This is a genomic window from Nocardioides deserti (genome assembly GCF_014266025.1).
Taxonomy (GTDB): domain Bacteria; phylum Actinomycetota; class Actinomycetes; order Propionibacteriales; family Nocardioidaceae; genus Nocardioides; species Nocardioides deserti.
The window spans coordinates 228,257-251,614 of the sequence record NZ_JACMYC010000004.1 but is presented as its reverse complement, the minus strand read 5'-3'; the positions used below and the strand labels follow the sequence as shown (position 1 = coordinate 251,614).

At 72.8% G+C, this 23,358-nt stretch carries 18 protein-coding genes; 5 read left to right on the top strand and 13 right to left on the bottom strand.

Annotation, left to right across the window (positions count from 1 at the left end; translation table 11 throughout):
- Positions 1-2: 2 nt before the first annotated feature.
- Positions 3-1,079 carry a succinyldiaminopimelate transaminase gene (gene dapC / locus H7344_RS09070; RefSeq protein ID WP_313960337.1) on the bottom strand — a complete coding sequence of 359 codons (1,077 nt, stop codon included), beginning with the start codon at positions 1,077-1,079 and terminating at the stop codon, positions 3-5.
- A gap of 26 nt (positions 1,080-1,105) precedes the next feature.
- Positions 1,106-1,432 carry a ferredoxin gene (gene fdxA, locus H7344_RS09065; RefSeq protein ID WP_186345694.1) on the bottom strand — a complete coding sequence of 109 codons (327 nt, stop codon included), beginning with the start codon at positions 1,430-1,432 and terminating at the stop codon, positions 1,106-1,108.
- A 109-nt stretch (positions 1,433-1,541) separates the two neighbouring features.
- Between fdxA and H7344_RS09060 the strand changes: the two genes are divergently transcribed.
- A complete protein-coding gene (locus tag H7344_RS09060; protein WP_186345693.1) occupies positions 1,542-2,501 on the top strand; it encodes a GNAT family N-acetyltransferase in 960 nt (319 codons plus the stop codon).
- Here H7344_RS09060 and H7344_RS09055 read toward each other — a convergent pair.
- The 6 genes from H7344_RS09055 to H7344_RS09030 are packed head-to-tail and all read right to left on the bottom strand — an operon-like array spanning position 2,498 to position 7,951.
- Positions 2,498-3,298: an esterase/lipase family protein gene (locus H7344_RS09055; protein WP_186345692.1), complete on the bottom strand. Its 801-nt coding sequence runs from the start codon at positions 3,296-3,298 to the stop codon at positions 2,498-2,500. The two genes, H7344_RS09060 and H7344_RS09055, sit on opposite strands and share 4 nt — an antisense overlap.
- Entirely contained in the window at positions 3,292-4,146 is an 855-nt protein-coding gene (locus H7344_RS09050) for an esterase/lipase family protein (protein WP_229706903.1), read from the bottom strand. The genes H7344_RS09055 and H7344_RS09050 overlap by 7 nt, the downstream gene beginning before the upstream one ends.
- 30 nt (positions 4,147-4,176) lie before the next feature.
- A complete protein-coding gene (locus H7344_RS09045) occupies positions 4,177-5,898 on the bottom strand; it encodes a VanW family protein (RefSeq protein ID WP_186345691.1) in 1,722 nt (573 codons plus the stop codon).
- Positions 5,899-5,908: 10 nt separating this feature from the next.
- A complete protein-coding gene (locus H7344_RS09040; RefSeq protein ID WP_186345690.1) occupies positions 5,909-6,268 on the bottom strand; it encodes a hypothetical protein in 360 nt (119 codons plus the stop codon).
- A gap of 19 nt (positions 6,269-6,287) precedes the next feature.
- Positions 6,288-7,220 carry an N-acetyl-1-D-myo-inositol-2-amino-2-deoxy-alpha-D-glucopyranoside deacetylase gene (gene mshB, locus H7344_RS09035; protein ID WP_186345689.1) on the bottom strand — a complete coding sequence of 311 codons (933 nt, stop codon included), beginning with the start codon at positions 7,218-7,220 and terminating at the stop codon, positions 6,288-6,290.
- Between the two features lie 26 nt (positions 7,221-7,246).
- Positions 7,247-7,951 (bottom strand): (deoxy)nucleoside triphosphate pyrophosphohydrolase, encoded by a 705-nt coding sequence (locus H7344_RS09030; RefSeq protein ID WP_229706904.1) that lies wholly within the window; start codon positions 7,949-7,951, stop codon positions 7,247-7,249.
- 23 nt (positions 7,952-7,974) lie between these two features.
- Here H7344_RS09030 and H7344_RS09025 point away from each other — a divergent pair, with 23 nt between their 5' ends.
- Positions 7,975-9,069, top strand: a complete 1,095-nt coding sequence (locus tag H7344_RS09025) for a hypothetical protein (RefSeq protein WP_186345688.1) — start codon at positions 7,975-7,977, stop codon at positions 9,067-9,069.
- 174 nt (positions 9,070-9,243) lie between these two features.
- Here H7344_RS09025 and H7344_RS09020 read toward each other — a convergent pair whose 3' ends face one another.
- Together H7344_RS09020 and H7344_RS09015 are read right to left on the bottom strand one after the other, a co-directional pair.
- Positions 9,244-12,201 (bottom strand): alpha-2-macroglobulin family protein, encoded by a 2,958-nt coding sequence (locus H7344_RS09020; RefSeq protein ID WP_186345687.1) that lies wholly within the window; start codon positions 12,199-12,201, stop codon positions 9,244-9,246.
- Between the two features lie 444 nt (positions 12,202-12,645).
- On the bottom strand, positions 12,646-15,327 hold the full coding sequence (locus tag H7344_RS09015; protein WP_186345686.1) for a beta strand repeat-containing protein: 2,682 nt from the start codon (positions 15,325-15,327) through the stop codon (positions 12,646-12,648).
- 235 nt (positions 15,328-15,562) lie between these two features.
- Here H7344_RS09015 and H7344_RS09010 point away from each other — a divergent pair, with 235 nt between their 5' ends.
- On the top strand, positions 15,563-17,179 hold the full coding sequence (locus H7344_RS09010; protein ID WP_186345685.1) for a hypothetical protein: 1,617 nt from the start codon (positions 15,563-15,565) through the stop codon (positions 17,177-17,179).
- 59 nt (positions 17,180-17,238) lie between these two features.
- Here the strand turns inward: H7344_RS09010 and H7344_RS09005 are convergent, their stop codons facing one another.
- Entirely contained in the window at positions 17,239-18,510 is a 1,272-nt protein-coding gene (locus H7344_RS09005) for an HNH endonuclease signature motif containing protein (RefSeq protein WP_186345684.1), read from the bottom strand.
- A gap of 263 nt (positions 18,511-18,773) precedes the next feature.
- Positions 18,774-19,586 carry a thioesterase family protein gene (locus tag H7344_RS09000; protein WP_186345683.1) on the bottom strand — a complete coding sequence of 271 codons (813 nt, stop codon included), beginning with the start codon at positions 19,584-19,586 and terminating at the stop codon, positions 18,774-18,776.
- Between the two features lie 60 nt (positions 19,587-19,646).
- Here H7344_RS09000 and H7344_RS08995 point away from each other — a divergent pair, with 60 nt between their 5' ends.
- Complete coding sequence (locus tag H7344_RS08995; protein ID WP_186345682.1) at positions 19,647-19,988, top strand: YidH family protein; 342 nt, start codon at positions 19,647-19,649, stop codon at positions 19,986-19,988.
- Here the strand turns inward: H7344_RS08995 and H7344_RS08990 are convergent.
- Positions 19,981-20,520: a DUF421 domain-containing protein gene (locus H7344_RS08990; protein ID WP_186345681.1), complete on the bottom strand. Its 540-nt coding sequence runs from the start codon at positions 20,518-20,520 to the stop codon at positions 19,981-19,983. The genes H7344_RS08995 and H7344_RS08990 overlap by 8 nt on opposite strands.
- A 112-nt stretch (positions 20,521-20,632) precedes the next feature.
- Between H7344_RS08990 and H7344_RS08985 the strand changes: the two genes are divergently transcribed.
- A complete protein-coding gene (locus H7344_RS08985) occupies positions 20,633-23,158 on the top strand; it encodes a hybrid sensor histidine kinase/response regulator (protein ID WP_186345680.1) in 2,526 nt (841 codons plus the stop codon).
- The last annotated feature ends 200 nt before the right edge of the window (positions 23,159-23,358 follow it).

The following is a 23,358-nucleotide window of genomic DNA, read 5'->3' as shown; positions in this document are numbered from 1 at the left end:
GGTCAGGCGCGGAGCCGGTCGGCCGCGGCCTGGATGCGCTCGTCGGTGGCGGTGAACGCCACGCGCACGTGCTGGTTGCCGGCCGGGCCGTAGAACGAGCCCGGCGCGACCAGGATGCCGCGCTCGGCCAGTGCGGCGACGGTGTCCCAGCAGTCCTCGTCGCGGCTGCTCCAGAGGTAGAGCGACGCCTCGGAGTGGTCGATGCGGAACCCCGCGCCCTCCAGCGCGTCGCGCAGCACGCGGCGCCGCGCGGCGTACCGGCTGTGCTGCTCGGCGGCGTGGACGTCGTCGTCGAGGGCGGCGGCCATGGCCCGCTGCTGGGGGCCGGGCATCTGGAGGCCGAGGTTCTTGCGGACCGCGAGCAGCTCGCCGACCAGCGCGGCGTCGCCGGCGACGAAGGCGCAGCGGTAGCCCGCGAGGTTCGAGCGCTTCGAGAGCGAGTGGACGGCGAGGATGCCCTCGGTCGACCCGCCGCAGACGTCGGGGTGCAGCACCGAGACCGGCTCCGCCTCCCAGGCGCACTCGAGGTAGCACTCGTCGGAGACCAGGATCGTGCCGCGCTCGCGGCACCACTCGACCACCTTGCGCAGGTGGTCGACGGGCAGCACGCGGCCGGTCGGGTTCGAGGGGCTGTTGAGCCACAGCAGCCTCGGCATCTCGGGGCCGAAGGCCGTCAGCGAGTCGGTCGCCAGGGAACGGGCGCCGGCGAGCGCGGCGCCGACCTCGTACGTCGGGTAGGCCAGCTCGGGGTAGCCGATCAGGTCACCGGCACCGATCCCGAGATGCACCGCCATCGACCCGATCAGCTCCTTGGAGCCGATCACCGGCAGCACCTGGTCCAGGCCGAGGCCGGTCACGCCGTGGTTGCGCTCCAGCCAGTCGATGGCAGCCTGGCGGGTCTCCGGGCGGCCGATCGTCAGCGGGTAGCCCGGCGAGTCGGCGCCGGCCCGCAGCGCCTGCTGGACGACCTCGGGCGTGGGGTCGACCGGGGTGCCGACCGAGAGGTCGACGATCCCGTCCGGGTGCTGGCGGGCCTGCTCGGCGTACCGGACCAGGTGGTCCCAGGGGAAGTCCGGCAGCCTCGAGGAGACCCCCGACGAGACGCTCAGTGGTCCTGGTTCTGCGGGTCGAGGCCGGCGATGAACGGGTGGTCCTTGTCGATCTCACCCATCTTCGCGGCGCCGCCGGGCGACCCCAGGTCGTCGAAGAAGCCGACGTTGGCGGTGTAGTAGTCCTTCCACTGCTCCGGCACGTCGTCTTCGTAGAAGATCGCCTCGACCGGGCAGACCGGCTCGCAGGCGCCGCAGTCGACGCACTCGTCGGGGTGGATGTAGAGCATCCGCTTGCCCTCGTAGATGCAGTCGACCGGACACTCGTCGACGCACGCGCGGTCCTTCACGTCGACACACGGCTGCGAGATGACGTAGGTCACCGGGTCCTCCTGGGAGCGCAAAGGGATGCACGTACGGGCCCAACCCTAGTATCCGGACGTGGCCGATCCGTCAGAACCCCACGATGTGGGCCCGGGGGTGGGCCGGGAGGTGGGCGAGCAGGTGGGCCGGCACCTGCTCGGCCCGCACGTCGTCGGCCAGCGCGTGGTCGTACGCCGCGTGGTGCGGGGCGAGGTCGGCCCCACGGGCGGGCCGGCGTTCACCGACCTGCTCGGCACCTGCCTGGCGTGGACGGCCGGCCCCGGCGGCACCTGCGTGCTCCAGCCGGACCCGCGCGCCGGCGAGCCGCCGCCCGAGCCCGTGCGGATCGCCCTCGCCGACATCGTCTCCGGCAAGCCGGTGCCGCCGCGGCCGAGCCACCGGTTGCGGGTCGAGCCGCGCGAGGCGCAGCTGCGCGCGCTGGCGCTGTGGCCGGACCTGGTGACCGAGGAGGTCGGGCCGGAGCCGGGCGGGTGGCTGCTGCGGCACTCCCCCACCTCGCCGAACCGGCGCGCGAACTCGGTGCTCGCCGCCGGCCCGCCCGGCCCGGTGGGGCTCGACGCGGCGCTCGAGCGGGTCGTCGGCTTCTACCGCGCCACGACGGGGCGGCCGGTCGCCGCCGTGCTCACCGACAGCGCCGAGGAGGCCGCCCTGCGCGAGCGGGGGTGGGTCGCCGAGAGCGGCGACGCCGACACGGTGTTCTCCGTGGCCGGGGTGGCTGCGGCGCGGCGTGCGCTGCGCTCCGCCGGCGGCGCGGGCGGTGCCGCCGTCGGCCCGGAGGTCGAGCTGGCCGAACTGGCTCCCGGGGTGGTGCGGGCGAGCCTTCCGGGGGCGACCGGCGTGGCGGCGTACGACCGGGACTGGGTGGGGTTCCGCAGCGTCGAGGTGGACCCGGACCGGCGCCGGCAGGGACTCGGGCTGCGGGTGATGTCAGCGCTCCTGGGCTGGGGCGCGGAGCTCGGCGCGACGACGGCGTACCTGCAGGTGCTCGGCGACAACGTGCCGGCGCTGGCGCTCTACGAGCGGCTGGGGTTCGTCGAGCACCACCGGTACCGCTACCTGGCGCGCTAGCAGCCGAGCCCGGTGGTGCGGGCCGGCCCACGGCGGCCGAGCGCGTCGAGGGTGACCGCGATGGTGGTGCTGCTCGAGGGCAGGAGCAGGTGCTCGGACAGGTCGAGGGCGCAGAGGTCCTGGACGGTGACGTTGGTGGTGCGCGGACCGGGTGCGAGGTGGCCGGAGGTGTGCGGGAGCACGACCTGCTCGTAGCGGGTGGTCACCTGCGTCCAGCTCACGCGGCCGGGGGTCTCGTCGCCGGCGTTGAGGTCGGCGAGGAACGCCGAGCCCGCGGCCTGCTGGCGGCACGCCGGGCACGAGATTGCGGAGCCGACCAGAGGGAACCGCGAGCCGTGGTGGGTCGCGGCGATGCTGACCACGTCGTCGACGACCTTGCCGCCGCCGAGCCGGGCGACGTAGTAGCGGGCGAGCAGGCCGCCCTGCGAGTGGCCGACCAGCGACACCTTCGCGGCGCCGGTCGCCTTGCGCACGCGGCGTACGTAGGCGCGCAGCTCGCGCGCGGAGACGGTCACGTCCTGGGTGCCCTGCTGGCCGTACTCCAGCGACCACACGCACCACCCCGCGCTGGTCAGCGCCGAGGACATCCGCTCCCAGCCGTAGCTGCGGTCGCCGAACGTGCCGTGCACGAGGACCACCGGCGTCGGGTGCTTCGCGGACGGTCGGCACGACCAGTCGTTGGCGCCGGGCGGGTCCGGGTCGAGGACCGGCGTGCTCGCCGAGGTGGGCACCGGCGCGAGCGCGAGCAGCGTCCCGAGGACGCCGGCCACGAGCGGGGCGAGCAGGCGGCTCAGCACGGCGGTCGGAAGCCCTTCCGCGCCGGACCCGGCCGGGTCAACGCGTCGAGGGTCCAGGCGATCGCCGTGCGGCTCATCGGGATCAGCAGGTGCTCGGCGAGGTCGCCGGGGCAGGAGTCCTGGATCGTGGTGTTCGTCGTGCGCGGGCCTGCACGGAGGTAGCCGGACAGGTGCGGCACCACGACCTCGTCGTACGCCGTGGTGACCTGGGTGTAGCTGACCTTGCCGGGCGTCTCGTCCCCGGCGTTGAGGCGGCGCAGGAAGGCCGACCCGACGGCCTGCTGGTTGCAGGAGTAGCAGACGACGTCGAGCAGCGGGTTGGTCAGCAGCGCCAGTGCGGTGCCGCCGCTGAGGACCGTGCCGTGGTTGGACGGGGCGAGCCCGACCAGGTCGTCGACGACCTTCGCGCCGCCGAGGAACTTGATGTAGTAGCGCGGCATCATGCCGCCCTGCGAGTGGCCGACCATCGAGACCTTGGCGGCACCGGTCGCCCGCAGCACCCGGTTGGTGAACCGCTTCAGCTGCTTGGCCGACGTGACGATGTCGCCGGTGCCGCGGTTGCCGTAGTCGAGGGAGAAGACGCAGAACCCCTTCGCCTTGACCGCCGCCGACAGCGGGTCGAGCAGGCTCTTCCGGTCACCGATCGTGCCGTGGACGATGACCACCGGCGTCGGCCGCTTCCTCGTCGGCTCGCAGTCCCAGTCGTTGGCCCCCGTCGGCTCGCCCAGCCCGCCCGGCAGCGGCAGCGGGAACCCGGACGGCGCCGCTGCGGCCGTCCCGGTCGTGCTGACCATCGCGAGGAGACCAAGGACGAGAGCAGTGACGAGGGCCGCGAGGGATGCGCGCACGTCTAGACCAACGAGCCTGGCGCGCCCCGGTTACTTGCAGACGACCGTGTCCGACGGCGTGTACGTCGTGTGGAACTCCTCGCGCTTGACGACCTCGTCCTGGCCGGGCCGCTTGAAGTACCGCACGACATCGACCTGGAAGCCGGAGTAGCCGGTGTTCGGGTAGCAGTCGTCGGTGGTCAGCGTGCGGGTCTCCGGAGCGGTGTAGGCGTAGCGGTCCGAGGTGGTGCTGGTGATGTCCCAGACCTTCGTCGACCACAGGGAGACGGTCACGGCGCCCTGCCCGCCGGGGCTGCTCGGGGACACCTTCGCGTCGATGAGGACGCCGTGCTCGGTGTCGTTCCTGAAGCGCAGGTCGAGCGCGCCCCAGGCGACGGTGGCCTCGCGGCCGACCGGGTAGCGGTCGATGTAGAACGAGTGCGGCTTGTGCTCGACGTCCTCGAGACCGGCGAAGAACATCGCGTTGAACAACGTCGTCGCCATCTGCGAGACGCCGCCGCCGAGGTCCTCGACGAGGATGCCGTCGTTGATGACGAAGCCCTCGGTGAACCCGTTCTCCGCGGTCCGCTCGCCGACGGTGTCGTTGAGCGAGAAGGTCTCCCCCGGCTTGAGGAGGGTGCCGTCGACGAGCTCGGCGGCGCGGCCGAGGTTGACGTTGCGGTACTCCGCGTGGGGGTAGTAGGTCGTGAACGTCGAGACCTGCTCCTTGATGTTGAGCTTCCTCGCGTCCGCGGTGGTGAACTCCGGCTCGGCGACCTGCGCCTCCACCTCGAGCTCGCGTTCACCCTCCTCGCGGGTGACCAGGTCGAGGAAGGTCGCGCTGACCTCCTCGGGGTCGTAGCTGACGCCCGGCTTGGCGGGGACGACCCTCGGCTTGCCGTTCCGCAGCACCACCGTCGCGTCGACCGGGGCGCCGTCGTCCCCGACCGCGTCGCCGACCAGCTCCTCCAGCGCCGCCTCGTCCACCTCGGGCACCAGCGCGCCGTCCTCGGCGGTCATCGACAGCAGCGGCCCGAACTGGCGCGGCAGCAGCCGCACCGGCGAGTCGCCGAAGACGAGCGTCACCGGGCCGGACATCGCCGGGTTCGCGAACTCCTCGACCGCCGTGCGCAGGTCCGCCTCGTCGACCTCGGGCTCGACCTCGACGAGCGGCAGCTCGACGGTCGGGTCCTCGGAGAGGTACGCCGCGACGAGGTCGTCGCGCAGCGCCTGGCGGTCGACCTCCTCACCCGTGCGGGGCTCGCGCGTCACGACGCGGCTGCCCTCGAACGACACCGCAGCGTCGCGGGCCGGCCGGCCGACCTCGCCCTCCACCGGGGCGAGCGCCTCGGCGAGCGCGGCGTCGTCGACCTCCACCACGGCGTCGAGGTCGTCGCCGTCGGTGTAGTAGGCCCACAGGCGGCGCGGGTCCCACGAGCGCCCGCCGCCGGCTTCGGCGACCGACTCCTCGTGGTCGACCGTGACGCCGGCCGTGGCCGGGTCGAGCTCGAACGTCTCGCCCGCGGCGGTCAGCGTGAACGGCTCCGCCGCGCGGTCGGCGAGGCCGTCGCGCAGCGCGGCGACCGCGTCGTCCGGTGTCTTGCCGCCGATGCCGACGCCCGCGACGGTCGTGCCACGGGGCACCTTGTCGCCGGCCATCGCGTAGGCGGCGACCCAGCCGGCGCCGACGAGCACCACCAGCCCGAGCAGGACGAGGAGGACGGCGCGGCCGCCGGCCTTCTCGCGGGACGGGGCGGTCTGCGGCTCGGTCACGCGGGCCAGTCTAGGAAGGCGCCCCCGACGACACGGGAGGCGTCCGGTCGGGGCGCGGCAGCGTCGCGACCGAGACCACGAGCAGCAGCACCGCCACCGCCAGGACGACGTAGCCCGCGACGCCCGCCGGCACGAGGAAGTCGCCCTCGGGCCGCTCCTGCAGGGCGGCGGCCAGCACGGCGGCGTACGCCACGGCGTAGGGCGGGCGCGTGGACCAGTGGGCGGGCAGCGCGAACACGGCGGCGACCGACGCCGCGACGCCGAGCAGCAGCCCCCACCACAGCTGGTGGAGTGAGACCGTCGCAACGGCGACCGCGAGGCCGAGCGCCAGAGACCCAACGAGCCTCCCGGCCGTGGCCACCACCTTCACGGGCGGGCCTCCGCGGCGCTCAGAGCCCGGCGAAGAGGTCGGTCTCGAGCCCGTCCTCGCCGACCGGTCCCTGCTGGCCCTTGGCGATCCGGTAGAACTCCAGGCCCCAGGCGGTCGCGCCGACGTTGTTGCTGAGCGCGAAGAACGGGCCGTCGGTCGTGACCTGCGTCGGGTAGGCCTTGAGCGCGGCCATCTTGCGGTCGACGAAGTCGGTGGCGTCCACGCCGGCGGCGAGGTTCTCGTCGGGGGTCACGAAGTGCGGCAGCGGGCCGTCGGGGTCCATCCCCTCGAACGACGTGGTGTCGCCGGCCTCGCGGAGCAGCCGCAGTCCCTCGCGCATGCGGCTCTCCGACATCGCGCCCCAGTAGATCTTGGCGAGGTCCCAGGGCTCGCCGAGGTCGAGCCGGTACGACGGCACCGCGGCGAGCTGCGCGGCGTACATCGCGACCCGGTGGGCCTGGATGTGGTCGGGGTGGCCGTAGCCGCCGAACTGGTCGTAGGTGACCAGCACCTGCGGGCGCACCTCGCGGATGATCGCGACGAGGTGGTCGGCGGCCTCGGTGAGGTCGGCGTTCCAGAAGGCGTTGGGGTGCTTGGCGATCACCTCGGGGTCGCCGACCGCGTGGCCGTCGGCGTGCCACGCCATGCCGGAGTCGCGGTAGGTGCCGAAGCCGCCGAGCCAGCGGTGGTCGGTGACGCCGAGCTCCGCCATCGCGTCGGCGATCTCGCCGCGGCGGTGCTCGCCGAGGCGGTCCTCCTTGTCGGCGGCGAGGTGCTCCAGCTCGGGGACGAGGATCTCCCCCATCTCGCCGGCCGTGCAGGTCACGAGCGTGACGCCGCGGCCCTCGGCGACGTACTTCGCCATCGTGGCGCCCTGGCCGATCGTCTCGTCGTCGGGGTGGGCGTGGACGAGGAGCAGGCGGTGCTGGGGCTGCTCGGGGCGCTCGGGCATGGAGGTGATCCTAGGTCGGTCGATGTTCAGGGGCGCTTGATCCGGCGCGGCTGCGTCGGCAGGTCGAGGGGTGAACCCGCGACGGGTGCGTCCTGTTCCGCGGCCACCTCCCCGTCACTCGCAGCGTCGAGCCAGCCGTCGAGCTCGTCGACGAGCAGCTCGAGCGCGATGACCGGGGCGTCGGTGAGCACCGCCCACGGGTGGTCCTCGTCGTCGTCCTCGCCCGCGAGCCGCTCGCGCTCGACGTGCGCGTCGTACCCGTCGTGGCGCAGCCGTCGTGCCGCCTCCGCCGCGTCGTCCTCGTCGAAGAACACACCGCGCAGCGTCGGCGCCGCCCGGCGCAGCTCGTGGGCGACCTCGGCGAGGAAGGGCCGGTCCGGCTCGAGCCAGTCGACCTCGTCGAGCTCGTCCGGGCCGAGCCAGCGCAGGCGGTCGTGGGTGTCGTCGTGCGGCTCGAGCTGGTCGGCCTCGCCGGTGATCCGGGCGAGGGCGGCGGTCAGCTCGTGGCGGTCACCGACGGGTACGACGCCGGAGAGCCAGCGGACCACCTCGACGTCCACGCCGAGCTCCTCGCGCAGCTCCCGCTCGAGCGCGTCGCCGGCCCGCTCCCCCGGCTCGACCTTGCCGCCCGGCAGCTCCCAGCGGCCGGCGGCCTCGGGCGGGCGGGTCCGTCGGGCGGCGAGCACGCGACCACCCCGGACGATCGCGGCGCCGACCACCTGTTGCCTCACCCCTCGAACCCTAAGGTCGAGCCATGCACGGTGTGCACCTGACCCGGACCGCCGAGAACGTCGCCGAGATCGACACCCTGGCCGCCCGGCTCGCCCGCGGTGGTGGCGGTCGGGTGCCGCTCACCGACTTCCTCGCCGACCTCCGGACCACCGGCCGCCGCGGCCGGCGCGGCCCGCTGGGTCGGCTGCTCGGCCGCAAGGTCCGCCGTTCGTTCACCTGGGACGCCGCGGACCGCCGTGACCCGCTGTGGTGGCCGCAGGGCATCACGTCCTCCGCCGACGCCGTCGACGGCCCGGGTCTCGTGGAGGGGCGCCGGGTGCTCGTCGTGTCCTGGTACGCCAAGGCCGCCTCCCACGACGGTGGCCAGGGTTCCCGGCTGACGTTCGTCGACCTCGAGACCCGCCGCTACCGCCACGTGCTCCTCGTCGTCCCGACGCTGCGCGACGGCGAGGTGCACCTCGAGCCGCTGCGGGTCCACGCCGGCGGCATCGTGTGGCGCGGCCCGTACCTCCACGTCGCCGCCACCGCCCGCGGCTTCGTCACCGTCCGCCTCGACGACCTGATGTGGGCGCCGGTCGAGGGCGACTCGATGTTCGGCTACCGCTGGGTGCTGCCGGTGCGGTTCACCCACAAGGCCGCGGCCGACGACGGCGTCGAGCGGCTGCGGTACTCGTTCCTCTCCCTGGACCGCTCCGTGGAGCCGCCGGGGCTGCTGGCCGGCGAGTACGGCCGCCGCAAGCAGACCCGCCGCCTCGCCCACTACCCGCTCGACGACGCCGGACTGCCGGCCCTCGGCGAGGACGGGTTCGCGCGGCCGGCGACCCTCGACGACGCCGGCCTCGCCGGCATGCAGGGCGCGGTCACGGTCGGCTCGTCGTACCTGGTCACCGCATCGCACGGGCCGTGGACGCCGGGTTCGTTGCACGCCGGCCGCCCCGGCGCCTTCCGCCGCCACCGGTGGGCGCTGCCGATGGGCCCGGAGGACATCACCTGGTCCCCGCCGGACGACCTGCTCTGGACCGTCACCGAGCACCCCCGCCGCCGCTGGGTCGTCGCCGTCCGCCGCGCCTTCGTCGCGCCCCTGGCTTCCAGTTCCCCGGGCGCTCCGCCGGGGTAGTCCGTGACGTTCGGCAGGCGATCCGGGCCCGCATCACCTGCCGAACGTCACGGACTAGCTCTTCGTCATCCACAGGCGGGCGCACCTCGGAGACGACGACCGGCCGCCCTCCCGAAGGAGGACGGCCGGTCGGAGGTAGCCCCTGGCAGCGACGTCAGGAGCCGGCGGACAACGTCAGCGCACGCGCTTGACGTTGGTCATGTCGCCCTTGTGGGCCGGCTGGGGCACCACCTTGGCGACGTACTTGGTGAACTTGCGGCCGTTCTTGTCACCGATGCGGAACCACTTGCCGCCCTGCTTGTTGAGGCGGCCGACCTGCATCAGCTTGCGGTTGCCGTTCTGGATCCGGAACACCTTCACCTTGGCCCCGGCCGCGACCTTCCAGGTCTTCACCCGGATGACGTCGCGCTTGCCACCGTTGTTCTTGCCGTTCATCTTGGCGACGATGGCCTTCTTGCCACCGTTGCCATTGCCCGGCTGGTCGGTCTCCGGCTGCCACGAGATCGGCTCGGAGTCGGCGGTCGCCGTCCGGGTGGCCGTCACCGGGTCGCCGTCGGCGTCCACCGTGGTGCGGGGAGCGTCGTTCAGCGTCGCGGTGAGGGTCTGCACGACCTCGTTCTGGGAGGTCGCGACGATCGCGGAGTTGGACGTGGCGAAGTCCGTGGTGGTGCGGTTGAACTCGCCGTCCGTGCGCACCTCGGCGCGCGGCGTGTCGTCGCTGATGGTGACCTCGCGGTCACCGACGAGGTTGCCGAACTGGTCGCGCGCGAACAGGTTGAAGTCGACGTCCTGGCCGATCCCCGCGGCGCCGTCGCTGTCGTCGCCGTCGCGGACCAGCTCGAGCTCGCCGATGTTCAGCGCGTTGCGCGAGTCGAACGTGACCGTCTCGGTCTCGGTGACGCCGCCGGCGGTGACGGTGATGGTCGCCGTGACCCGGCCGTCGTCGTCGAAGCCCTCGTCGCGGCCGATGGTCGCCACGACGCCCGCCTGGTCACCGGCGTCCCCGGTGGAGACCTGCTCCTCCTGACCCAGGTCGCGGTAGACGCCGAACAGGTCGCCGGCGTCGTCGTTCTCCGGGTCCAGCGCGAGGTCGTCACGCGTCTCGGCGTTGGGGCTCAGGAAGCCCTTGTCGACCGTGACGGTGACCGGGACGTCGTTGAGCGTGCCGCCCTGCTGCCCGTTCTGGCCCTGTCCGCGGACGGTGATGTCGAGGTCGACCGGCTTGCCGGGCGCCGGGTTGCCGTCGAAGAGCGCCTCGACGTCGACGTCGATCGAGCCGACCTCGGCCTGCTGGGCGAAGTTGACGGTGATCTGGCCGGCCGCGTCGGCCGACGCCACGTCGCCCTGCCCCTGCAGGTCCCGCGCCACCGCGTTGACCACGGTGGCGTCGGGGGTCGGGGGGACGTTCGGCGGGACGCCCGGGTCGGTGAGGGCGACCCGGAACTCCCCGTTGGCGTCGGTGGTGGCCGTGGCCGTGTTGCCGGAGACGGTGGTGCCGTTCGGCTGCTGAGCGGCCGGGGCGAACGAGACGTCGCCGGCGCCGGTCTCGGTGATGCTCACGGTGCGGCCGGCGAGGTTCGCGCCGCCCGCGCCGGTGAGCGCGAGCCGCCCGACGACGGTGTAGGTGCCGTTGACCGGGGCGTTGGCGTTCGCGCCCTCGGCGAAGGTGATCTCCGACTCGGCGGCCTGGAAGGTCAGCGGCTGGCCGTTGATCAGGCCGGTGCCGCCGACGTTCGGGCGACGCACCTCGAGGGTCCAGGTGCCGGCCGGCTGGCCGGTGATGCCGGTCGTGGTGAACGGGACGGTCACCTCGCCGTCCCCGTCCGTCTGGCCGGCGTTGGTCCACGCCGTCGACTGGTTGGGGCCGGCCGCGGACGGGTCCACGGTCCAGCGGTACTGCACCGGCTGGTTCGCCACGCCGTTGCCCTGCTGGTCGTCGACCGACGCGGTGAACGTCGTGCCGCTGAGCTCGTCGAGGTCGTACGCGTTGCGGTTCGGCTGCGCGGCGACGCTGACCGCGGTGGCCTGCTGGGCGTACGACGCGACGGTGAAGGCCTGCGCCTCCACGTCCGCCGGCTGGTAGCCCGCCGTGCCGTTCGTGTCGGCGTACGCCACGTAGGTGCCCCTGCCCAGGCCGGTCAGGGTGACCTGCCCGTTGGCGTCGGTGCGACCGGCGTTCGCGTTGTCCGTCGCGGCGGTGTTGTCGCTGGTGTCGTCGTCCACGGTGTAGCCGACCCGAGCACCCGCGACGGGGTTGCCGCGCTGGTCGGTGACCGTGACGGTCGCGTTGGTGGTGCCGCCGTCCGGGACGTTCGTGCGGGCCGGCGTGGCCGACACGCCCTGCACGTCCTGCACGTAGTACGACGACGCCTCGGTGTCCTCGTCGGTGTCGATCGCCGCGGTCAGGGCGGCCTGGTTCGGCTCGGTGCCCGGGGAGAACTGGTAGCCGTTCGCGGCGTACTCAAGCACGCCGTTCCAGGTCCACCGGCCATTGTCACCGCGCGTGGCCTGGATGCCGCCGACGCGACCGGGGGTGCTGTCGCCCGTGGCGTCCTGCACGGCGTCGAAGACCGTGATGTCGTTGAGGCCGGTCGGGTCCGACACGGTGCCGCGCACGGCGACGCTGTGGGTGCCCTCGACCGGGTCGCGGTAGATGCCGAGGTTGCCCTCGGTGGCCAGCTCGACCGTCGGCTGGTCGGTGACGACCTCGAGGGTGTCGGAGTCGGCGTTGCCCAGCCCCGTGTTGGGGACCGCCCGGAGCTCGACCGTGTCGCCGGCGCGGACGTCGTTCGGCCGGGTCCACTCGGTGGCGAAGGCACCGTCGGCGTTGCGCGTGACCGGCGCGGCGACGTTCTGCCACTCGCCGGTGGAACCGCGGCGGTACTGGAAGGTGATCGAGGTGACGCCCTCGGGCGCGACGGCCACGAGCGACTCGGTGGTGTTGGTGCCGTCGTTGTCGAACGACAGGGTGTTGGCGTACTGCTCGCCGCCGCCCGTCAACAAGGTGACGGCGTCGACCTGGTCGTCGAGGGGTACGGCGTTCGCGCTGCCCGCCATGAGCGGGATGCCCGAGATCGCCAGGGCCGTGATGGCGGAGCCCGCCAGGCCCTTCTTGATGCCGCTGCTTCGCATGCGTTCACTACCTCCAAGGGTGGTGTGACCGGGACGTTCCCGGCCGACGGGGCGGCGGAGTGCGCCGCCCTGGCGTCGCGGTCTAGACCGACGCCGGACCATCTTTACCCTGCTCGGCGACCCACATGCGAGCCCTGACCCGGGTACTACGACCAAAGGACGACGGGTCCGCGGTCTGGTCCACCGGCCGAAATGCAAAGGACGCCGTGCGTTGCACGGCGTCCTTGTCAGGGTCACGCGGACCGCGTGCCCTAGGGTGAGACAGGCGGTCCGGACCATTCTCGCGCAGCGGCAAACAGAGAATGGCCCGGACCGCGTCTGTGTGTCCCGACTATCGGTGGGGTGCAGCCCCGGGGGCTGCGGGAGCTAGGCCCCCGGTAGGAGCTCCCCCCCGGGCCCGAAGGCCCGGGGGGTCACCCGTGAGTTGATCCGAAGATCAGTGGGTCACTTGATGAAGACAGCCTTGGTCCGGTCGCCCTTGGAGGTGTCGGTCGGGCGGACCTTCGCGAAGTACTTGCTGCTCTTCTTGCCGTTCAGGTCCTTGCGGACGAACGTGGCACGGCCGTTGCTGTTCAGGGACTTGGTCTTGACCCGGCGGACCTTGCCCTGGGCGTTGACCTTGTACAGCTCGACGGCAGCGTCAGCAGCGGCCTCCGGCTTGTCGACCGAGACGCGGATGCGGTCGTAGCCGTCCGAGGCGCGGTTCGAACCGGTGGCCGTCGCGACGATGGTCGCCGGCGGGGTGTCGGGACCCTCACCCGGGATCACGTTGACAGTCGCCTCGGTGACGTTCGAGGAAGCCGACAGACCCTGCGCACTACCTGCCGCAGCGGTCGGGTCGAGCTGGTTCTCGGCCGCACCGAACTGGTTGGTGTTGCCGCCCGGGTTGAGACCCTGCACGCGGATGGTGACCGGACCCTCAGCGTCGTCGTCCAGACGCACGTTGATCCGCGCCTCGCCAGCCGGGTTCGTGGTGGCGTCGCTGTCCTGGAAGGCACCCGGGCCGCTGACCTGGATGTTGAGCGCACCAACCGGGTAACCGCGCAGCGGGTTCCCGAACGCGTCCGTGACGACCGCGATGAACGTCGCCTGCTGCTCGCCCTGGGCGACCTCGTCGTCCTGGGCGCTCACGGTCACGTTGCGGGCCTGAGTCGGGTCGGTCTGTGCGGTGACAGTGAACTGCGCGGTCTTGGTGCGGCCGCCCGAGGTCACGGTGACGGTGGTCAGACCGGACTTGGTCCCAACGATGCGGATCGACTGCGGGGCGTTGCTCTCAGGGAGAACGATCCGCTCCGAAGCCGCACCCTCGCTCAGGCGCGTCTCGCCGTTGCGGAGGATCAGCGCGCCGTTGTCGACGGTGACGGTCGCCGGGGCGCCGTTGTCGCCGCCGGCAATGGCCAGCTCGACAACCTCGTCGTCGTTGACACCGTTGGCCGGAGTGTTCGACGTGTTGGTGTCGGAGAACGGCACGACCGACACCGTGGTCGGGTCGTAGGTCGGGCTACCCGTGTTGACGTTGTCCAGCGACAGGTTGAAGTCGCTGCCCTGGCCGTCGGTCGTGTAGCGAATCGTCGCGGTGTCGAAGTGCTCCGCGAAGTTGCTGTCGCCGTCGGGGTCGATCGGGTTGGCGGCGAACTGGTCGCGGAACGCACGGAACGTGACCGTGTCCGTCGAACCGTTCGTGGCGTTGACGTCCGTGAAGGTGAACGTCGCCCGACCGTTGGCGTCGGTCGCCTTGCGGGCCTGCGGCTGAGCGTCGGTGTTCGCACCCGTACGCTGCGCCTCGACGAACGCGCCGGCAGCCGGAAGACCGAACTGGTCGGTGGTCACCACGGTGATGTCGACGGTGCCGTCGATCTTCGAGACGTAGGTCTCGGCCTCGGCGTTGACCTCGGAGACAGTGCCCCGCTGGAAGTCCAGCTGCAGGTCGAGGCCGCCGCCGTCGATGTTGACGACGTCGCCCTCCTGCACCGTGCCGGCGTCAGGGGTGATGGTGAGCGAACCACGACCATTGGCGTCAAGGGTGGTCGAGACCGTGGTGGAGCCCTGACCGCCGAAGGTGACGTTCGGGCTCGCGACCGTAAGAACGATGGTGCCGTTGGCGTCGGCCGCCGGGGTGTTCGAGCGGATGTCGATCCGGATCGAGGTCTGGTCAACGCGAACCGGGACGTCCTGGCTGTTGACGCCGTAGTCGCCACCGCCGAAGCCGGTCCAGCCGTCCGCCGCGGTGACGATGTCGACCTCGTCGTCGGTCAGCGTGCCGACCGCCTTCGCGACGATCAGCTGAGCGGAGCTCGACAGGTTGGCCGGCCCGTCGGCGACGTCGCCGCCGGCGCCGTCGGTGTCGGTGTCGCCCGCGACGGTGATGGTGTACGCGCCCTCGGTGTTGCCGGTCGCGCGGAACGTCGTGGTGCCGCGGAGGATCTCACCCGCGGTGATCTCGTCGTTGGTAACGGTGACCGTGCCCGCGGCGGGCGCGCTGTCGGTGACGTCGAGGTTCTCGGCGCCCGTCAGCTGGGTGAGCCGACCGCCGGCGTCACGCAGCGTGACGGTGTAAGGGGCGCTCTGCTGGCCAGCAGCCGTGGTCTGGCTGTTCGGGCTGATCTCGGCCGTCGTGGGCACTCCGCCGGTCTGAATCGAAAGCTGGGCACGCGGCTCCGTCGCGTCGACGCCCGCCGTGCCGCCCTCCTCCAGGTACACCGCAAACTCAGCCGTGTCGCCGACGTCGGTAGTGGTGACGGGGACCTGGATGACGATCTCGTCGAAACCGTCGTTGTTACCGAACTCGTTGGTCTCGGCCGGGGCCGGGGTGCCGTCGTCCTCGCGGTAGTCGAGGACGGTGACCGCGCCAATCGTCTGGGTAGCGTCGTTCGCAGAACCCTCGAGGTCGTTGTCGACGACAGTCAGGTTCTGCGCCTCGAGCTCGGTGATGCCCTTGGTCTCGAGGACGATGATCGCGCCGTTGCCGGCACCGGTCGAGCCGTTGCGGGCGGGGCCCTCAAACGCGACGTTGATGACGTCGTTGACGTCGGCCGAAGCCGGGGAGGCGAGCGCCGGGATACCGGCGACCGCGAGTGCGGAGATCGCGGAAACCGCGAGACCCCGCTTGATGCCGCTGCTGTTCATGCGTGTGTTTCCTTCCGGAATGATTAAAGGTGGCGAGCGGAGCTCGCCGGCAGGGAACCACCGATGAGGGCCCCTGTGGCCCCGGACACGGATTCCTGGGCCATCCCGAACATTAGGGACGCGGCTTGGGTCACCCGGGGTTGTTGCAGTCCGTCTTTACTTCTGCAATAAATGTGTCCCGACGACGTGAACCGGGTCATGGAGTCGCTTCGACTCACCTGCCCGGAAGGACCCCATGACAGGCACCGGCGAGAGCTCCGGCGCGGCCCGGCGGCGCGGGCGGCCGCAGAGGCTGCCGATCGACCCCACGCCGGTCACGGACCTCGGCGTCGGGGTGGACCAGCGGGTCGCCTGGCTGCTCAGCACGAACCGGCTGCTTGGGCCGGACCCGGAGCTCGCGCGGCGCGACGGTTTCCTGAAGGTGCTCAAGGAGCAGGGGGTCCAGGTCGACAACACCCGCGTCTCCCGGTGGGAGTCCGGCCTGCAGCCGGTTCCCGGGCGGGTCGTGGCGACGTACGAACGGGTCCTCGGCCTGCCCGAGGGCGCTGTGGTGTCCGTGGCGGCCGGGCTGCGCCGCGGGTTCGGCAGCGCCCCTCCCCCGCGCGAGACGTCGTTGCGCGACGAGGACCTGACCAGCGGGTCGTTCGAGGGAATGCTCGATGTCGCCGAGCACGGCGACGCCAGCGGCGCACTGTGGCTGCGGCTGGCCGAGCAGCTGCACAAGTTCGACCGCGTCTTCCTGCGCAAGGAGGAGTGGATCCGACTGTGCGGGCAGCTCGTCGAGGAGCTGGGAGTGGCGGTCGGTCCGGCGTACGTACGCCGGTACGAGGCCGCCGCGACCATGCTGCGGCACCGGGCGGCGCAGCGGCCGATGCTCCGCGCGATCGGCAGCTTCGTCGTCCACCCCGACACCCAGGTCGTTGCGCCGGTGCTCAACCTCCTGACCGAGCTTCCGGACGCGCCGGCCGGCGACCTCGTGCTGCGCCTGCTCGGCAGCGAGGACGGCAACCTCCGGCGCGCGGCGGCCTCCGTGGCGGCGTACAAGGTGGCTCGGGGGCACCTGCGGGGCGACGCCCTCGGCCAGCTCGAGACCGCCGTGCTCGGTGCGCTGCGCCGATCGGACCCGCTCGACGGGCGACTGGACTTCTTCGACCTTGCCGTCCATCTGCCCGACGACTCGTGGGAGCGGGTGAGCGGTGGGCTGCGCACCAGACGGGCCTTCGGCATGGTCACCCAGGCCCGGGCGACCTCCGAGCTGGTCCCCCACGTCCGCACCGTCGCGATCGTCGCCGAGCTCGCCGCCACCGCGCAGGCTCAGACCCCGACGCAGCACTCCCGTGAGCCCGACCCGATGCTCCGACGGCTGCTGCGCGAGGCGCTGCTGCACGTGCACAAGCCCCGCCGGCACCACGCGGCGCTGGTGATCGCCGCCAGTCCTTACGCCCCCGCCGTCGCTGAGCAGTGCCTGCGTCTGACCGGGCACCCGAACGACCTGCTCGCCGCTCGCGCCTGGACGGTGCTGATGCGGATCGGGCACGGCGGCCGCGAGGACAAGGTGGTCCGCCGTGCCCGCACCGAGGAGCGGCCCACCCTCCGCGCCCGGGCGCTCGTCAACGTCGGCATGGCGTGCGCCGGGCTGCCGGAGGAGGACGCCACCGCGCTGGCGGACGCCGTAACCACGCAGCAGCGGCCGGCCGACCGGCACGCGACGCTGTTCGCGCTCGGCATGCAGGGCGCCACCGAGCTCAAGGCGCTCGCCGAGCACGACCAGCAGGACATCCGGCGAGGCGCCTCGTGGTGGCTCGAGCGGGGGCCGGCGATCCACGACGCCGACGCGGTCGGAGCCTCGTAGCGGCTGCGCTGCTCTCCCACCGGCTCTTCGTGGTCGAGATGGCGGGTCGGCCGGTCGGTCTATGTCCGCATGTGGAAGGTGACCTGGTTGTCGGGGTGGATGGTGGTCTCGAAGCGGGGGTCGTGGATGCGGGCGTGGTGCCGTGGGCAGAGCAGGCGGCCCTTCTCGAGGTCGGTGCGGCCGCCGGAGAGCCACGTGTCGTCGTGGTGGGCGTGGCAGAGGTGGGCGGGCCAGTCGCAGCCGGCGGTGGTGCAGGTCTTCTGAGTGATGGCCAGTCCGCGGCGCTGGGCGCCGGAGAAGAGGCGGGCGGTGCGGCCGAGGTCGAGGAGCTCGGAGCGGGCGCCGAGGACGGCGGGGAGGAGGCCGGCTTCGCAGGCCATCCGCCGCGCCATCGACGCGGAGATCGGCTGCCCTGAGTCCAGGACCGCGCGGCCGACATCGCTCTTCAGGTTCGTGTAGTCGATGAGGACGATGATCGAGGCGTTCAGGCCACCGAGCATCGGCAGCTTGTCGGCCGGGAGACGTTCGAGGAGCTCGCAGAACGCATCCCCCAAGCGCTCCGGTGAGGGTCGCCGCTCGACCTGCTCCCGCTCTCCGGTCTGGTCCGCGTCCTTCTTGGTCGCCTGGTGCTTCGGTGCTGCGAACGCGAGCAGCATCTTCTTGAGCATCTCGCCGTGCAGCGTGGGGATGGAGAACTTCCCGCGGTAGCTGCCGCGCCCGTCGGGTGCCATGGTCAGCCAGGCCTTCGCCCGTGCCTCGCGTTCTTCTTGCTCGAGGGCGCGGGCGTCGCGCTCCTCGCCGATCTCGGGCGCAACGACGGTGAGGACGTGCTTGGCCAGGATCGCCAGAGTCTTGGGGTCGCAACCCAGCGCCTCGGTCAGGAGGTGCTTCTCGGCCCGCTCCGGGATCGTCGGGTCGGGCAGGCCATCGGGGAGCCGGTCGACGCACTCGGTGATCACCCGGGCGTGGTCGATGCTGATCGCGCCCTCCGCCAGCGCAGCGGACGTGGACGCGTGGCGGTCGAGCGACTCTGCGAGCCGCATCCGCCGCATCGCGGCGGGCCGGTCCTGCCTCGTCTCATGGCCCCACCACGACGCGGTGTCCGTGGCGCCGGTCCGGTCGCCCACGGCGCGCCGGTCGGCTTCGGCGGCCAGCCTGAGCTCGAGCGCCTCGACCTGCGCACGCAGCCGGGTGGCCTCCACCAGCGTCGCGGACACTTCGTCGTCGGACATGGTCCAGAGTCGAGAGCCAGCTGCCGAGCGGGCCTTCTTGCGGGACTTCACGACCGCGCGGCACACCGGGTGCGCGTTGTGTCGGGAGTCCTCGGCCATGGGTCTACTCAAGCAGCGACCACCGACAGTGACGGGGTTGTCTCCGCAGGTCAAACCACTATGTGGACAACGAATCCAGCGAGCTTCTCGGCCGGTTTCGGGACGGACCTGGCGGCCTCCTCAACCAGCCGCCGCGAGCCGGGAGACCACCGCGGGCCACGACGAACTCGTCCTCATAGCTGCCTGCACCGCAACCACCCACGGCCTGCAAGCCGAGGGTCGGCTGCCAGGGGTTTCGACACGCCTCGCTGGCGCTCGCCGGCTCAACCAGCGGTGGGCCGCGGTTGGCGGGCGAGCTGGCGGGACTGGGCGACGAGGCGGCCGGTGGAGTCCCAGACCTCGCAGTCCTCCTCGAACATCCCGCCGGCCATGTTGCGGGTCGCGTGGCGGACCTTGAGCCAGCCGGGGGCCGGGACGGCGCGGACGTGGGCGGTCAGCTCCAGGGTCGGCGCCCAGCCGGGCATGCCGAGGTCGAAGGTGACGGGCGGGAGGGCGTCGACGGCGAGCAGCAGCGAGACGGGGTCGGGCTCGCGGCCGTCCGCGAAGCGGAACCACGCGGAGATCGCGCCGGTGCGGCCCGGCTCGCCGACCGCCCAGCCGATGTGATCGGGGTGGAAGCGCATGTCGAAGCGCTGCATCAGCGGCGCCACGCGGCGTACCTCCTCCGGCGCCATCGACGACGGCACGCACTCCTCGACCGGCGGCAGGTGGGGCTCCTCGGCGGTGGTGCGGACGTCGTCGCCGAGCCGCCCCAGGTCCCCGTACGTCGCCAGCGCGGTGATCCGCGCCTGGTCGACCTGCCGGAGGTCGGCCGCGACCGTGCTGACCGTGCCCCCGTCCCGCCGGACGTCCAGCGCCACCTCGGCCGGGCCGGCGGTCGAGGCGGAGAGGTAGTACGCGCTGACCGCCAGCGGGTGCGGCTTGGCCGGCAGGTGGGTGCTGATCGCGCGGCCGATGATCGCCAGCAGGTAGCCGCCGTTGATGCCTCCGCCGACGTGCCATCCGTCGGAGAGGTCGGCGGCGTAGACCCCGTCCCCGGTCGGCGTGACGGCGGTCTGGGCGTCGTACTCGTGCATGACCCGGACCGTACCGAGCGCCGGTCCTCCCCCGACGAGCCGGTGCGTCAGGATGGCGGCATGGGCGCCTACGACGTCGGGGACGAGCCGGACCCGCGGTACACGCTGGCCAACGAGCGGACCTTCCTCGCGTGGGTCCGCACTGCGCTGGCGGTGATGGCGGGCGGCGTCGCGCTGCACTCCCTGGAGGTGCCGGAGCAGGACGGGTTGCGGATCGTGCTCGTCGTCGTGCTGGTCCTGCTCGGCGGCGGCACCACGGTGCTGGCCTACCGCCGGTGGGCGCTCGTCGAGCGGGCGATGCGGACCGGCCGACCGCTCCCCCGCTTCGGGCTCGGCGCGGTGATGACCGGCGCGGTGCTCGTCGCCGCGGTGCTGCTGGCGGTCACGTTGAGCATCAGCTGAGTCCGTCGCTTGATCCGCCGTCCCGCGCGAGCCGCAGGTCGGCGAGGGCGGACCGGTCCCCGGCCGAGTCCCGCGGGATGACGCTGAGCGTGCCGTCGGTCTCGAGGACCACCGCGGCCACGCGGCCCAGGTCGCCGAGCCCGCTGGACCGGATGGCCTGGCGCACCTCGGCCAGGTTCGTGCGGGTGCGGCGCATCGCATCCGGCAGCGGCTCGCCGTCGACCAGCAGCGCCGTCGGCTGGGCGGTCACCCAGCTGCGGGCCGCCCCGACGTGCGCGGTCACGAACGCGACGAGCAGCTGCAGCACCACGAGGAGCGCAAGCGCCGCGACCCCCTCGGACCACGCCAGCTTCGCATCGGTGAGCACGGTCGCCAACGTCGAGCCGAGGGCGATGGTGACGACGAAGTCGAAGGCGTTGAGCTTGGCGAGGGTCCGCTTGCCGGAGACGCGCAGCAGGGCGACCAGCGCGGCGTACCCCGCCGCTCCGACCAGGACGATCCGCAGCACATCGGTCCACGAGCTCCACCACATGCCTGATCCGGTACCCCACGACCAGCACCGCAGCGGGGCGAGGCGACCCGGGCCTCGGTCCCCCTCGTCCGAAATGCGCGCGAGCACCGCCCCCCGCCCTGACAATGGAGGCATGCCCGGCGCTCGGTGGTCCCCGCAGGAGCACGTGCGGACGACACTGCCCGCGGTGCTCGGTGCGATCGCGCTGCTCGGTCTCGCCGTCCACCTGACCCGGGGTGCGAGCGCGGCGTACGACGCCCTGTACATCCTCGTGGTCGTGGGCGCGGCGGTGACGGCCGGCCTCGGCGCCCGGGCCGCTGCCCCCGCTCGGCGACTGGTGCCGACCCTCGTCGCGCTCGGCCTCGGGGCCAACGCCCTCGCCGACATCATCTGGTACCTCTACGCCTGGACCGGCCCGGAGCCGGACGTGTCCTGGGCCGACGTGCCGTACTTCATCAGCTACCTCGGGCTGGGCGCCGCCCTCCTCGCCGCGCTGTGGCAGGTGCGTCCGCGCGGACGCCGCGACGCCGAGGTGCTGCTGGACGCGCTCACGATCGTCACCGTCTGCGTGCTGCTGCTCTGGGACGTCTCGATCGGCGGCATCGTCGCCGACGAGACGACCAGCACCGCCGAGCGGGCGGTCTTCGCGGCCTACCCCGTCGCCGACGCCGTGCTCCTCGGGCTGGTGCTGCGCACGCTCGCCACGCGGGCGACGCGCGACCGGATCGGGCTCGAGTTCGCGCTCGGCGTGGGGTGCTGGCTCCTCTCCGACCTCGGTTACCTCCTGTTCTCGCTCTCGGGCCCCGTCGCGGCCTGGCTGGACCTGGGCTGGATGGTCGGTGCCGTCCTGCTCGCCCGCTCGGCAAGCCCTCGGCCCGGGTCGACGGCCGGCCCGGTCGACGCCAGGACCGGCGAGCACGCCGGCACCCGGATGGCCGTCGCCATCCTGCCGCTCCTCGCGCCGATCGGCGTGCTGGTGGTCGACGACCTGGTCGGCCGCCACGGCGACGTGCTCGCCGCCGGCGCGGCCGCCGCGGTGCTCGCGGCGATCGCGGTGGTGCGCACCGCGCGCCAGCTGCGCTGGGAGGCCGACGCGCTGGCCGCGGCGCACGCGGCGTCCGCGGCGAAGTCGGACTTCCTGGCGACGATGTCGCACGAGATCCGCACCCCGTTGAACGGCGTCATCGGCCTCACCGGGCTGCTGCTCGACACCGAGCTCACCGACCGGCAGCGCCAGTACGCCGAGGGCGCGCGCGGCGCGGGCGAGGCGCTGCGCACCGTCATCGACGACATCCTCGACTTCTCCAAGATCGAGGCCGGCAAGCTGGACCTCGAGGTCGTGGACCTCGACCTCGTGAGCGTCGTCGAGGGCGCCGCCGAGCTGGTCGCGGCCCAGGCCCACCAGCGTGGCCTCGAGCTGCTGGCGTACTGCTCCCCCGACCTGCCGACCGCGCTGCGCGGCGACCCCGCCCGCCTGCGCCAGGTGCTGCTCAACCTCGCGTCGAACGCCGTGAAGTTCACCCACGAGGGCGAGGTGGTCGTCTCCGCCCACCTCGACGGTCGCGCAGACGGTCGCGCGGACGGCGGCGCCGGAGACGAGACGGTCTTCGTGCGCTTCGAAGTGCGCGACACCGGCATCGGGCTGGCCGCGGAGCAGCGCGAGCGGGTCTTCGAGCCGTTCTCCCAGGCCGACTCCTCGACCACCCGCCAGTACGGCGGGACCGGCCTGGGCCTGGCGATCTGCCGGCAGCTGGTCGCTGCGATGGGCGGCACGCTCGGCGTCACCAGCGAGCCGGGCGTCGGCAGCACGTTCTGGTTCCGCGTGCCCATGGCGCCCGCCCACGACACCTCGGTCACCGCGACCTGCCGCCGCGACGACCTCGCGGGCCGTCGGGTGCTCGTCGTCGACGACAACGCCACCAACCGGCTGGTGCTCGAGGGCCAGCTCGGCGCCTGGGGCATGGACGTCACCCTCGCCGACGGCGCCGCGGCCGCGCTCGAGCTGCTGGCGGACGGCCTGCGCCCGGCCCTCGTGCTGCTCGACCTGTGCATGCCCGGCACCGACGGCCTCGAGCTCGCGCGGCGCATCTCCTCGCGCGGCGACGCCCCGCCGATGGTGCTGCTGACCTCCGAGCCCGCGGTCGACCTCGGCGACACCGCCGCCGCCGGCATCGGCGCCGTGCTCACCAAGCCCCTGCACATGGCGCGCCTGCGCGAGGTCGCCTGCGAGTCCCTGGCCGCGCCTGCCCCGACCCCGGCGGGCCGTGACGGCGTACGTGCCGGCAGCGGGCACCTGCTGGTCGTCGAGGACAGCGAGATCAACCAGCTCGTCGCGGTCGGCATCCTGGCCTCGCGGGGCTACACCGCCGACGTCGCGGAGGACGGCGCCGAGGCGCTGACCATGCTCGCCGAGCGGGCGTACGACGCGGTCCTCATGGACTGCCACATGCCGGTGCTCGACGGGTACGACGCAACGGCCGAGCTCCGACGCCGCGAGGCCGACGGCCGGCGCACCCCCGTCATCGCGATGACCGCCGGCGTCGGCGCCGCCGACCGCGACCGCTGCCTGGCTGCGGGCATGGACGACTTCGTCCCCAAGCCGGTCCACCCCGACGAGCTGCAGGCGGTCCTCCAGCGCTGGGTCACGTCCCGCGCCTGACGGGCGGCGGTTCGGCGCGGCGGTTCGGCGCGGCAGACTTCGAGACGCCGCGGGCGCCCTCCTCGACCCACCGGCTGGCGTCGGTCCAGAGGTCCAGACCGATGGGCGGCCCTGACCGGTTCCCAAGCGCATCAGTGTGCCGCGTGAGCGAGTCGGCGCCGCGACCGTCCCCGACGAGTCGCCGGCCGAGTCCGCGACTC